11 protein-coding genes are annotated in these 13398 nt (G+C 59.0%); all 11 read left to right on the forward strand.

All coding sequences use genetic code 11. The features are described from left to right. Positions 1-8 precede the first annotated feature (8 nt). The 11 genes from U5782_RS24480 (at position 9) to U5782_RS24530 (ending at position 13264) form a co-directional block, all read left to right on the forward strand. The gene (locus U5782_RS24480) at positions 9-1208 is read left to right on the forward strand and encodes an SDR family NAD(P)-dependent oxidoreductase (protein ID WP_322046472.1); all 1200 of its coding nucleotides are present in this window, start codon (positions 9-11) and stop codon (positions 1206-1208) included. 32 nt (positions 1209-1240) lie between these two features. After that, entirely contained in the window at positions 1241-2005 is a 765-nt protein-coding gene (locus U5782_RS24485; protein WP_322046473.1) for a carboxymuconolactone decarboxylase family protein, read from the forward strand. Next, the gene (locus U5782_RS24490) at positions 1992-2804 is read left to right on the forward strand and encodes an SDR family oxidoreductase (RefSeq protein ID WP_322046474.1); all 813 of its coding nucleotides are present in this window, start codon (positions 1992-1994) and stop codon (positions 2802-2804) included. Before U5782_RS24485 ends, U5782_RS24490 begins: the two co-directional genes overlap by 14 nt. A 43-nt stretch (positions 2805-2847) precedes the next feature. Further along, complete coding sequence (locus U5782_RS24495) at positions 2848-3621, forward strand: enoyl-CoA hydratase/isomerase family protein (RefSeq protein ID WP_322046475.1); 774 nt, start codon at positions 2848-2850, stop codon at positions 3619-3621. A gap of 77 nt (positions 3622-3698) precedes the next feature. Continuing rightward, complete coding sequence (locus tag U5782_RS24500) at positions 3699-5996, forward strand: acyl-CoA dehydrogenase family protein (protein WP_322046476.1); 2298 nt, start codon at positions 3699-3701, stop codon at positions 5994-5996. 60 nt (positions 5997-6056) lie between these two features. Further along, positions 6057-8156, forward strand: a complete 2100-nt coding sequence (locus tag U5782_RS24505) for an acetate--CoA ligase family protein (RefSeq protein WP_322046477.1) — start codon at positions 6057-6059, stop codon at positions 8154-8156. A 100-nt stretch (positions 8157-8256) separates the two neighbouring features. Further along, a complete protein-coding gene (locus U5782_RS24510) occupies positions 8257-8814 on the forward strand; it encodes a nuclear transport factor 2 family protein (protein WP_322046478.1) in 558 nt (185 codons plus the stop codon). Continuing rightward, positions 8811-9692: an SMP-30/gluconolactonase/LRE family protein gene (locus tag U5782_RS24515; protein WP_322046479.1), complete on the forward strand. Its 882-nt coding sequence runs from the start codon at positions 8811-8813 to the stop codon at positions 9690-9692. The genes U5782_RS24510 and U5782_RS24515 overlap by 4 nt, the downstream gene beginning before the upstream one ends. Positions 9693-9704: 12 nt before the next feature. Beyond that, positions 9705-10457 (forward strand): SDR family NAD(P)-dependent oxidoreductase, encoded by a 753-nt coding sequence (locus U5782_RS24520; RefSeq protein ID WP_322046480.1) that lies wholly within the window; start codon positions 9705-9707, stop codon positions 10455-10457. Positions 10458-10812: 355 nt separating this feature from the next. After that, positions 10813-12171: an MFS transporter gene (locus U5782_RS24525; RefSeq protein ID WP_322046481.1), complete on the forward strand. Its 1359-nt coding sequence runs from the start codon at positions 10813-10815 to the stop codon at positions 12169-12171. Positions 12172-12319: 148 nt separating this feature from the next. Continuing rightward, on the forward strand, positions 12320-13264 hold the full coding sequence (locus tag U5782_RS24530) for a LysR family transcriptional regulator (RefSeq protein WP_322046482.1): 945 nt from the start codon (positions 12320-12322) through the stop codon (positions 13262-13264). The last annotated feature ends 134 nt before the right edge of the window (positions 13265-13398 follow it).

Below are 13398 nucleotides of genomic sequence, written 5' to 3' on the forward strand. Positions count from 1 at the left end.
GTGTACCTATGCAGCCCCAGAAAACGGTTCTTATCACCGGGTGCGCTTCCGGTATCGGTTACGCGACCGCAGTGCGCTTCGCCCAAGACGGCTGGCGCTGTGTGCTGGTGGACTACCAGGCCGAAGCGTTACAGGGTTTGCTTGAGAGCCTGCCGCGGGCTGGCGAACCGCATCTGATTCGCGTCGTCGATCTCATGAAGCCGGAAAAGATCGCGTCGCTGGCCGTGGATATGCCTGATCTCGACGCGGTTATCAATAACGCAGGCATGTCGGACAGCACGCAATTGCCGCTCACGGCCATGACGGAAGAACAGTTTGCGCCGCTCGTCCGTCTGAATCTGGATGCGCCTCGCCTGATTATCCAGACGCTCGAAAAGAAGCTCAAGCCGCATAGCCGCGTCGTCAATGTATCGTCGGGCGCTGGGCTACATGCCATCCCGTTTCGTGGCGCGTATTCCGCGACCAAGAGCGGCGTGATTGCTTTCACGAAAGCACTGGCAGATGCACGTCCCGATCTCGGCGTGACCGCCCTGTGCCCGGGCTTTGTGCGCACGGAAATCGTACGGCGCTTGATCGAATCGGGTCGGCTCGATCCGGTTCGCGCTGCTGGCAAAACGCCACTTGGTCGCATTGCCGAGCCGGTCGAACTTGCTGAAGCCCTCTTCTTCCTCGCCAGCGAAGGCGCGCGCCCACTTTCGGGCTCCGCTGTGTCGGTGGACGGTGCGGCTTCGGTCTACGGCGGCTCCATCCAGTGCGCCCCCGCTGGGTACGACGTACTCCCCATGAACGCAGAAACGGCCATCACCGTCGTCGCTGGCGCGCCGCACTGGAGGTCGCTGGAGTCCGTGAATACCGGTGCGCCGTATCGTTCGGTCATTGACGCTTCCGTGCTGGCCGCCCCCGTTGGCGAGCGCCTGAGCGCTGCGCATGAAGCCGCAAAGCGATTTGCACTCTCCCATGAGCAAAACGCGAGCCTCACGCTCCTGCTGCCCACGCAAACCACGAACTGGACAAACTGCGGCGACGACGCAGCGGCACGTATGTTCGTGGCAACGCAAGCTTGCGAATGGGGCACGAAAGGTCTGCGCATCAACTCTCTCGAAGTCCATACGCATACCCAGCCGCACCAGGTGCAGCCCATCACCCATTACATGGCAAGCGCAGCGGCACAATTCCTGACCGGCCAGTCGTGGACGATAACGCCTTGAATTGCGGTATCGAATAACAAATGGAGACGAGGATGGCGCATTCAACGGAACAAATGCGGATCAAGGAGAAGTTCATCGCTGCGCGCGGTTACTGGCGCCCCTGGACCGATGCCATTCTAAATTTGCACCCCGACTTTCTTGAACGGTACGCCGACTATGCGGGTCAGCCTGCAAAGACAGGCCCGCTCAGCCCCCGCATGGTGGAGCTTGTGTACGTCGCGCTCGACGCTTCGTCGGCTCATATGTACGGACCGGGCCTGCTGACCCATCTCAAAGGCGCACTGAATGCGGGTGCAACGCCTTTTGATGTGCTAGACGTGCTTCATCTGGTGGCTATGCAGGGATTGGAAGCCGTTTATGCCAGCACGGCGATTCTTGGCCAGGAACTTGGCGCCCAGATGCCGGACAAGCGCCAGTCCTCTGGCATTCCGATGAGCGACGAGTTCAAGGCCGCTCATCCCGTCGCTGGCTCACTGATCGAAGACCTCGCGCGGTTCGATGCAGAGTATGCGACGGTTGTGATGGACTTCATTCAATTCGGCGGCACGGGCCAGGGTTTGAGCGATAACGAACGCCTGCTCATTCAAATCGCCTTGAATGCCTGTTTTACCGCGTTCAATCCCGAAGCGGTTCGCCTTTATATTCGTGCCGCTTTGAACAAGGGCATTGCCGCATCGGAGATTCTCCAGGTGATCCAGCTCGGCGCTCATCTTTCCGTGCATGGCACGGCTTTGGGTGCGCTGTCACTGAACGAAATCATCGAATCCTCCAAGGGCGAAGGCCATGAGTCACAGTGAAAACTCGATGTCCTGGCTGGGCCTCGCCGGGCGTACTTGCGTAGTCACGGGCGGTGCCGGCGGTATCGGTTCGGAAACGGCAAAACAAATGGCGGCGGCCGGTGCGAAGGTCGCGATCCTGGATCGCACCGAAGCGATCTGCTCCGAAGTCGCGGATGCCATTCTGCTCAATGGCGGCACGGCTATCGCGATCGGATGCGACGTAGCTGAGCGCGCATCGGTTGTCCTTGCTGCGCAAACGGTGCTCCGTGAATTCGGCCCCGCTCAAGTTCTGGTCAACAACGCAGGTATTGGCGGTGGTGGCCGTATTGCCCTGCTTGACGCATCGCCCGATGAATGGCAGCGTCTGCTGTCCATCAATCTCACCGGCGCCTTCCTTTGCGCACAGGCGTTCGGCGCGCAAATGCGCGATGCGGGCAAAGGCGGAACAATGGTGCATGTGGCCTCGATCGGCGGGGACATCGCCATTCCGAATGGCGTTGCCTATAGCGTGAGCAAAGCTGGCGTCCTCATGCTCTCAAAGCAACTTTGCCTGGAACTCGCGCAGTATGGCATTCGCAGCAATTGCGTCAGCCCCGGACTGGTCCGCACGCCGATGAGCGAAGCCTACTATCAGGATGAAGGACGTTTGCGCGCACGCAATGCAGCCGTTCCCAGCGGGCGAATTGCAACGTCGAACGACATGGCAGAGGCGATTCTATTTTTGGCCAGCGATCGGTCCAGCTATGTCAATGGCGAAGACCTCCTCGTCGATGGGGGTTTGAGCCAGGTAGTGATGGCAAACATTCCGCGCGTCTGATTCGGCGCATGCGCAGTACTCGCACTCAATAAAGGACTTAAAAATGGAATTCAATACCCTCCTCGTCGATATCAAAGACAAGATCGCGCTCGTAACGCTCAATCGTCCGGAAAAGCGCAACGCCCAGAACGCCGAAATGCGCAACGAGATCATCGATTGTTTCGACATCCTCGGCGCGCGTGACGACGTTTCGGTCATCATCATTACGGGTGCGGGCTCGGTGTTCTCCGCCGGCGCCGATATCAGCGACCGCAAGGACCTCTCCCAGCCTGGTGCGTTCCCGAAGCATCACCGCGTCGTCCGTGAGTCGGCGTATGCGATCCGCGAATGCCCGAAGCCCATCATTGCCGCTATCAATGGCGCAGCGATGGGCGCCGGCTTTGGCATCGTGATGAACTCGGACATCTGGGTTGCGTCGGAAGAGGCGTATGTTTCGATGCCCGAGATCAACGTGGGTCTGGCGGGAGGCGTCTCGTTCCTGAACCGGATTTTCGGCCAATCGCGGGCGCGCCGCATGTTCTACACGGGCATGAAAGTCACGGGTCTTGAACTGTATCGCCTCGGCCTCGTGGAAGCGTGCACGACCCAGGCAGAACTGCTGCCCTTCGCGATGGAGATCGCGAAGGAAATGACGTCGAAGTCGCCGGTGGCGTTGCGTCTGGCGAAGGAAGCTGCGCGCCTGACCGAAAACATGCCGCTGCGCGAAGCCTATCGCTACGAGCAAGGCAATACCGAATTCCTGTCCAAAACCGAAGACTCGAAGGAAGCGCAACGCGCCTTCCTCGAAAAGCGCGCGCCGGTGTACACGGGCCGCTGATCTAACAGGTAGCCGTGAGATGGGCGGCGGTCAATCTCAGCCAGTTAGGCATCCTACTGGATTTAACAGAGTGAATTATGAGTGAAGCAGATCAAGTACGGGATGAAGCGTTCTATGCAGCGTTTCGCAACGAAATCGCTGAATATATCGAAGCGAATGTGCCTGCCGAAGTGCGCGCCGCAACGCGCGCAAACAAGAAGCTGGGCCGTGAACTCCTGAGCCAGTACACCGCTGCGATGGCCAAAGGCGGTCTCGGCTATTCTGCGCCGGGCTGGACCAAAGCGTTCGGCGGGCCGGGTTGGGACGTGATGCAGCGCCTGATCTTCGAAGAAGTGACCGCGGAACTGGACTGCCCGCAGCTGTATCACCACGGCATTGGCCACATTGGCCCCGTCATTCAGGCATTCGGCACAGACGCGCAAAAGGCCCACTTCCTGCCGCCCATCATCGACGGTTCGCAATGGTGGTGCCAGGGCTATTCGGAACCGGGTGCGGGCTCCGATCTGGCTTCGCTCAAGACCGCTGCCGTTCTGGACGAAACCGGCGAGCATTACATCGTCAACGGCCAGAAGATCTGGACTTCGCACGCTCAGGAAGCGGACATCATGTACACGCTCGTGCGAACAAGCAACGAAGGCAAGCGTCAGGAAGGCATCACCCTGCTCCTGATCCCGATGAACACGCCCGGCATCGAAGTTCGCCCGATTCACACGATCGACCAGTGGCATCACGTCAACGAAGTGTTCCTGAAGGACGTCAAGGTGCCGGTGTTCAATCGCATCGGCGCCGAAGGCCAGGGCTGGTCATACGGCAAGTTCCTGCTCGACCGCGAGCGATTGAGCCCGGCACTGATGCCCCGTCTGCTTCGTCACGTTCAGCAGGTAACCGAACTCGTTCAGGACAAGATCAAGGCAAAGGGCACAACGCCGTCACTGCTGAAGGCACTCGACCGCTTGCTCGAAGTCGAAGCCGGTGCATACGGTACGCGTGAAATCCTGTTGTCGGCCATCAAGGAAGACATGGCGGGCACGCTGCAATCGTCGAAGTCGTCGGCGCTGAAAATGGCGTGCTCGAAGCAAAGCCAGGAAGTGACGTCGATCGCGATGGATGTACTCGGGCCTGAGTACGCGGCTCGCCTGCTGCCGCTGATGCCTCTGGCAACGACGGAAGACGAGCTGAACCTCGAACGCAATTTCGTCCACACCTACCTGTTCTATCGTTCGCGAACGCTCGCCGGCGGCTCGACGGAAGTGCAGAAAAACATCATCGCCAAGTCGATCATGGGCGAAGGCTACGCCGTGAGCACCATGTTCCAGGGCGACATGTTCGACTCGTCGGCACGCCTGGCGGCCGTTGCCGAAACGCTGAAGGGCAACGCCGCTCAAGGCCAGGCTTCGGGCAAGTGGCAACAAGCCCTCGAACTGGGCTGGCAGTCGGTTCTGGTTTCGGAAGACAACGGCGGCGTCGGGGCAACCTTGACGGATCTCGCCGGCATCGTTGAAGCGGCCTCGCGCTACACGAACGTGGCGCCGCTGGTCGAGCGTTGCGCCGTGGCCCCGGTTCTGCTCGAAGCCGCGGCGGCAGCGCCGCTAGTTGGCCCGGTGCTCGAACAACTGCTGAGCGGCGAGACTTCGGTGTCGCCGGTTCTGCAATCGGCGTTTGGCACGCCTCTCCAGGCCGCCACGGTCAGCCTCGAAGGCAACGTTCTGCGCGGTGCGATCCGTGGCTCGAACGAAAGCGAACCCGCCACTCACCTCATCTTCAATGCGTCGACCGAAGAAGGTCAGGCTTTGGTGCTGATCGCGCGTTCGCGTCTGGCCGATCGCGCCCAGTTTTTCAGCGGCATTGACGGTACGGTTACCGTTGACTACGCGGTTGACGGCCTCGAAGTGAGCGACGACGAAATTGTGTTGCTCGGCTCTGCGGTGAACGTCGCGGTCAACCAGGCGTTGCAGATCGGCGCACTGCTGTCATGCGTGCAAATCGTCGGCGCAGTCGGCGCCAAGGTCGAACAAACGATCCAGTATCTCAACGACCGCGTGCAGTTCGGCAAACCGCTGGCCGTCCACCAGGTGCTCCAGCACAGCGTCGTGGATTGCTATGTGGCCTACGAAGGTATCAAGGGCCAGGTTGCACGCCTTATAGAAGGCTTCAACGCCAGCGACGACTGCGCCATCGATCGATTCGTCGTGCTGACCAAGATGTTCTGCGCGGGCGTGGCGAAGGACGTCGGCCACGCCGTTATCCAGATGCACGGCGGCATGGGTATGACGGTGGAAATGCCTGCCACCCAACTCTGCATGCAGTCGCGCACCGCAGCGGAACGCTTCGGCAACCGTAGCCAATGTCTCGACTGGCTCGTCGCACAAGTCTAAATCCGGCTTGATTGAAGCGCCCCGGCATGACCGGGGAGTGCTCGAACTCACTCGCATACCATGACATCTTCTACACTCAGCGCGCTGTTTGACGCAAAATCGGTGGCCGTTATCGGCGCCTCGTCGGATCCGGATCGCATTGGCGGCCGTGTACTGCGGTTCCTTCGCGAATCGGGCTATCAGGGCAAGCTCTTCCCGATCAACCGCAGCGGCGCGGAAATTCAAGGCCTTCCGGCGTACCCGTCGATTCTCGACGTGCCCGAAACGCCCGATCAAGCGATCATTGTGGTGCCGACCGGCGGTGTGGAATCCGCACTGCGCGACGCCATCCAGAAGGGTGTCAAGTCGGTGGTCGTGCTGACCGCCGGTTTCGCCGAAATCAACGAGGAAGGCCGCGCCGTTCAAGACCGTATGGCCGCGATGTGCAAGGCCTCGGGCGTTCGCATGATCGGCCCGAACTCGTTGGGTCTGCTGAACGTTGAATCGCGCCTGTTCTCGACGTTCTCGGTCGTGCTCTACGGCGTCAGCCCAAAGGCCGGCGGCATCGCTCTGGCGACGCAATCGGGCGCCTTCGGGTCGGCGCTGTATGGTGCCGCGACGCTGCGCGGCATGGGTTTCAGCAAGATCGTGGCCACGGGTAATGAAGCGGACGTCGATGTCGCGGAAGCCATCGACTATCTGGCTGAAGATCCGCATACCAAGGTCATCATGGCCGCACTTGAATCGGCAAAGGACGGTCAGAAACTGCGCCGTGCCCTCCTGAAAGCGGCGAAGGCTCACAAGCCGGTCATCATCATGAAGGTCGGCCGCTCCGAACTCGGGGCCGCCGCTGCCGCAACCCATACGGGTTCGCTGGCCGGCAACGATGCGGCCTACGACGCTGTTTTTGCGGAGTGCGGCGCATATCGCGCCCAGTCGCAAGAAGCGATGCTGGACATCGCCTACCTGATCTCGACCACGGGTCATCTGCCGGTCAATAACGAACTGGGCGTGCTGACGTCGTCGGGCGGGATCGGCGTGATGGTCGCGGACGCATGTGGCGATTCCGGCCTCACGATGCCGGCCCTGCCGCAAGCCGCTAAAACGGCAATGCTCGAACTGCTGCCGTTCGCCGTCGCCGCCAACCCGCTCGACGTGACCGCGCAAATCACGTCGGTCAAGAACGGCACGGTTCGCGCGCTCGACGTCATGCTCTCGAATAGCAGCTATGGCACGACACTGGCGTATCTGGCATCGGCCGGCCTGGCTCCTGCGTCGTTCAAGACCAACTACGAGCAGCCGTTTGCCGAACTGAAGGCGAAGCATCCCGAGCGCGACGTTATCGTGGTCACGCTCTCGGTGCCCGAAGTGGACCGCGAACTTGAAAAAATCGGCATTCCGGTTTTCAACGACGCAACGCGCGCTACGCTCGCGCTGGGCGCCGCGGCGACGATCCGTGCACGTTGGACCCACCTCTACGAACTGGGTGAATCGAGTCATGCATCCCATAAGCTCGGCGACGTGAGCACGGAAGCCCTGGCGAAGGAAGCATTGGCCAACGCAGGCTTGCCGGTGCCGCAAGACGTGCTGGTTGTCAACGCGGATGCCGCCGTAGCAGCCGCCGAGGCGATGGGCTACCCCGTGGTGCTCAAGATCGTGAGCCCGCAAATCGTGCACAAGACCGAAGTCGGCGGCGTCGTGCTCAACGTTGCCAACGCTGACGCTGTGCGTGCGGCCCACCAACAGATTCTCGACAGCGCGCACATCCATGTTCCCGATGCGCAAATCGACGGCATCCTCGTGTGCCCGATGATCGTGGGCGGCACCGAAATGATCCTCGGTGTGAACAACGATGCGACCTTTGGCCCGATGATTCTCGTGGGCGCCGGCGGTGTCAATACCGAGCTGTACAAGGACGTGTCGCTCGTCTCTGCCCCGCTCACGCAAGCGCGCGCACGTCAGGCGCTGGACAAGGTGAAGGCTGCGGCGCTCCTGAAGGGCTGGCGCGGTTCGGCACTCAAGGACACCGACGCACTGGTCAAGGCGATGGTCAAGCTCTCGGACTTCGCGATGAATCATCCAGAAGTCATGAGCGTGGACGTCAATCCGCTTGTCGTGCGTGAATCCGGCGCCGCCGTGCTCGACGCCGTGATCATCAAGCATCCTGAAGCGGTGCTCTAAACGGTAACCGTGCGCTAACCGTGGCCGGGTAACCCGGCCACCATCCACGCCAGGCTGGGCCAGGAATGACATGAGCAAATCTGAAATCTCGAATCAGGCAATGCAGGAATTGCTCGACCGCGAAGCCATTCGCGATTGCCTCTATCGCTACTGCCGTGGCGTGGATCGCGGCGACGAGAAAGCACTGCGCGCAACCTATTGGGAAGACGCAACGGATCGCCACGGCCCTTATCAGGGCACGGCTTCGGGATTCTGCGATTGGGCAATGGAATCGCTCAAGAGCGCCGGCCGCATGATTCATATGATCGGCAACATCATGATCGAATTGCACGGCGACCGGGCATTGGCCGAAAGCTATTTCCACGCTGTTCAGGAAGACCGAAAGATCGCGAGCGAGCGCAAGGAAGTGAGTCTCTATGGCCGCTATATCGACCGCTTCGAGAAACGCGCTGGCGAATGGCGAGTGGCGGCGCGCACCGTCGTCTACGATTGGAGCCGCACCACGCCCATTGAAACCACGACCGAAATCGACATGTTTGGAACGGCTCGTCGTCCGTTGGGTTCGCGCTACCCGACGGATACGCTGTATGAGGTTCGCGCCGATATCCTGGCGCTGAATGCGGCAGCAGTAGAAGACACTAGCAAGAAAGAATCATGAATAACCATTCTATCGACATTATCGGCACATCCCGCGATGCACTGGGCGAGTGCCCGCTATGGGACGACCGGAACCAGATCCTGTATTGGATCGATTCGCACGCACACCAGGTGAAAGCGCGCAATCTGAAAGCGGAATCGGTACGTGAATGGACATTGCCGTCGCAGATTGGATCTATCGCCCTGTGCGAAAGCGGTCGTGTTCTCGTCGCACTCGTTGACAGCTTTTGCTTCCTCGATACCGAAACCAGCCATATCACGCACTTTGTCGATGTGGCGCATCCTGCGCCGAACATGCGGCTCAACGACGGTCGCGTCGATCGCGAAGGACGCCTGGTCGTGGGCTCGATGGCTCTCGGGCGCCGGGAGCCCGTGGGCGAACTGTATCAACTCGACGGCCACGGCAATCTCAAGTCTCTGGAAAAAGGAATATGTGTCACCAACTCCACGTGCTTTAGTCCCGATGGAAAGTATCTGTACTTCTCGGATAGCCTGAGCCACCAGTTGCGTCGCTATCGATACGATTCCGCGTCTGGATCGATTGATGAACGCACCCTGTTCGCAGACACAACATCACTGAAATCCGGTCCCGACGGCGCCACGATCGACGCGCAAGGCAATCTCTGGGCAGCCATGGTTATCTCGGGTCAACTTGCCCGGTTTACGCCCGAAGGCCGACTGGATCTGCTGATCGATCTGCCAACGGTCTATCCCACCTGCCCCTCCATCGGCGGTGAGCAGCTCGATACGATCTTCGTAACCTCGATCAGCAACAGTGGCAATGCCTTGAAGAGCGAAAACCCGAATGCGGGCGCTGTGGTTGCGATCACAGGCACGCATGTGCGCGGTCTGTCCGAATGCCGATTTAACGATCTCTAATCAGGAATGGAAATGACGAAGCAACTGGAAGGCAAAGTCGCACTCGTGACAGGTGGCGCGCAAGGCATTGGTCGCGGCATCGTTGACAAATTCGTGGCCGAAGGCGCGGTCGTCGGCATTCTGGATCGCGATCTGGAAAAGGCACAGGCCGCCGCCGAAGAAATCAAGGCCCAAGGTGGCCGAGCCTATGCTTTCGGCGGCGATGTGGCAAAGCGCGAAACGATTTTCCATGCCGCGGGCGGTCTGGCCGAACAGGCAGGCCGTCTGGATGTCCTGGTCAGCAACGCCATGTGGGTTCGCTATGCCCCGGTATTGGAGATCACGGAAAAAGACGTATCGATGATGACCGGAACGGGCTTTAACTCGGTCGTGTGGGGCATTCAAGCTGCGGCTGAATACATGAAGGAAGGGGGATCGGTCGTCAATATCGCGTCCTCGTCGGGCTTCATCGGTCTGCCGAAGGCGCTGGTCTACTGTGGCGTCAAGGCCGGTGTTTTGGGTTTGATGCGCAGCGCGGCTGCGGAATTGGGTCCGCGCGGCATTCGCGTCAATTCGGTAGCTCCAGGCTATACGGAAACGGAAGGCGTGGTCAAAAACGTCAGCGAAGAAACGCGCAAAATCCGCCAGGCCAAGACCCCCATGCCTCGTTTGGGAAAACCAGAAGACATTGCGAACGCTGCCTGCTTCCTCGCTTCGGATCAGAGTTCGTTCGTGAATGGCGAATGCGTGCGCGTTGATGGCGGGTCGGCAATTGCCTACCTGTGAGCGATAATAGTTTCATTCTGTTGTACCTGGTTGTGATGCAGCACCCGATGGGGATGATTCCCCTCGGTAAAAAATAGAACTACGGAGATATTGGAGATATATGAGCATTGACAACATCGTCGAGGCCCGAGGCCTTTCGAAGCCATTCTGTGGGTTTCATGCCGTGCAGGATGTCGATTTGAGTATCCAAAGACACTCGATTCGCGCATTGAGCAAGTTCCTCACTCAACGGAGCGGCAACCGGTAACCCTTTATACAGGTTGCTCTCAGCAGAACAAATTAGCAGCGTCTTCACTCATCCGATAAATAACGCTGCTATTCGTGCTTCTCATTCGTAGGCAAACGGGATCAGGACATGAAAACCCTCGACGTACAGTCGTTCATCGACGAGCGGCCGCTCAGCCGCTTTCACTTGCTCTTATTCGTGCTGTGTTTCCTGACCATTGTTCTCGATGGTCTGGACACGAGCGCAATGGGTCTTATCGCCCCGGCCCTGATCAAACAATGGGGGGTGACCAAAGCCGATCTGGCACCCGTGCTGAGCGCAGCCCTCGTCGGTATTGGTATTGGCGCCGCTGTTGCAGCCCCTGCCGCCGACCGCATTGGCCGTCGTCTCGTGCTCGCTTGCTCGGTTGTCTTCTTCGGTGTGTTCTCGTTGGCCGCAGGCTACTCGACCAACCTGGACGAACTACTTGTGGCACGTCTCTTGACCGGGATTGGTCTTGGCGCGGCCATCCCGAACTGCGCCACCATGATGAGCGAATTCCTGCCCAGCCGTATGCGCAGCCGGGCGGTCAACTTCATGCTCTGCGGTTTTGCATTTGGCGGCGGCATCACCGGCCCGCTGGCCAAGTCGGTTATCCCGACGCACGGCTGGCAAGGTTATCTGATTGTCGGGGGTGTCGCTCCGATTGTCGTCGGCATTCTGCTCGCGTTCTTTCTCCCGGAATCGGTTCGCTATCTGGCGGCGTCCGGAAAAGGTCAAGACAAGATCGCCAAGGCACTCAAGCGCATCGACCCCACCGCGGATTTCACGGGCGTCACGTTCGTGGCCGATACACACGTTGAAGTCAAAAAGCACAGATTCTCAATCGCCGAATTGTTCTCGGAGCAACTTCGGGGACCGACGCTCCTGCTGTGGGTCGCTTACATCTGCTCCACGATCACACTGTACGTGCTGAGCATGTGGCTCCCGACCATTCTCCAGGCGGACGGGCACAAGCTGGAGGAAATGGCGAACACGATGATGTGGTTCAACTGGATTTCCGGCATTGGCATCTTCATCTCCGGCATCCTGATGGACAAACTTGGGCCGCTGCGCGTGATTTCCGGCTATTTTGCGATCTGCACGGTTGCAGCATTGATCGTCGGTATTACGGGCGCTCGCGGTGATGTCCTGATGGTGTTGCTCATGCTGGTTGCCATGACCAACAACGGCGCCTGCTCCTCGATGTCCACCCTTGCCACGCAAATGTACCCCACGTCGAGCCGCGTAACGGGTGCGGCATGGGTGCTCGGCATGGGCCGCTTTGGCGGCGTTGCCGGTACGTTCCTGGGTCCCGTTTTGCTGTCGCTGGGTTGGACCATGACCGCAATCGTGACATGGGTGGCCGTTCCGGCAGTGCTGGCTTCGGTCTCGATCATGCTTATCGGCATCAAGATTCCGGTGCTTCTGCGCCGCTATCAAGGCGCCCCCGCCTTGTCTTCCCACTGATTACCAAAGAGAAGATTTCGTAGTACCTATAAAGCCGCTGTCGCAGGACAGCGGCTTTGTCTTTTTGATGTTTTCGTGTTCCGAAATGTGCAATAATCAATGCTCAATCATACAAATATAGTGAGACATCGTGGATCGGCTTCGTGCGATGGAGTTCTTCCTTTCCATCTCCAGAAATAAGAGTTTTTCTGAAACTGCCCGTCAATTCGGCATTGCACCGGCGTCCGTTTCGAGAATGGTTTTGGATCTCGAAGACGATTTGAAGGTCAAACTATTCACTCGCACGACTCGCAATGTCGCCTTGACCGAGGCTGGGCTTGAGTACGCCAAGCATGTCGAAGGCATTCTCCGGCACATCGAGGACGCCCACCGAAGCATCACGTCCATTACCTCCGCCCCATCGGGAACGCTGCGAGTCCATTCTCGCGTCATGTTCGGCCTGGGCGTGTTGCCGAGCCTGGTCAGCGAATTCTCGAAGCTTTACCCCGACATTCAAATCGAACTGGTGTTGAGCGAAAGCCTGGCCGATTTGAACAATGATCATATTGATATCGATTTCCGGATTGCGCCTCCAGTCGAATCCGGAATCAAGCGCCGGATGCTTTTCAGAAGCGACCGATACCTCGTGGTTTCCCCTGGTTATTTCTTTGGCCGAAGCCAGCCCTCAGCGCCGGAAGATCTGAAACTCCACCGATGTCTCGCGTACTCCATGCCGGGAAACGGCTATTCATGGAAATTCCGCAAAGACGATGTCGAAACCGAAGTCGCGTTTCAGCCCTGTCATGTGAGCAATAACGGTATCGCCCTACTTGAATTCGCGCGCATGGGTGAAGGCATCGTTCTTCTGGATGACTATACCGTGCACAAGGATCTCATGAGTGGACGACTGGTGCGTCTGCTCCCCGAATATCAGGTCACCAATTCCTCGTTCGAGGATGGCATGTACGCGACCATTATTGACTCGCCGTCCATCCCGATCAAGATCCGCCTGTTTCTGGACTTCGTGGCCTCGCGGGTCGGGGGCTCAGAGCTGAGGTTCTCTGCGTACGAGCCCCGCCAGATGAAGCTTCCCCAGGAACAAACCGCATCATAATATCTGGCACTTGTTTTGATTACCCGTGATTCTGGTGAATCACCCTCGGTTTTTGCTTGAAAATCCGCTATTCCGGTCGCAGTACAATCTTTTGCACCACTTGGTGCCATAAATCAAGATTAACGACTGGAGTA

Source organism: Paraburkholderia sp. J67 (assembly GCF_905220265.1).
Classification (GTDB): domain Bacteria; phylum Pseudomonadota; class Gammaproteobacteria; order Burkholderiales; family Burkholderiaceae; genus Paraburkholderia.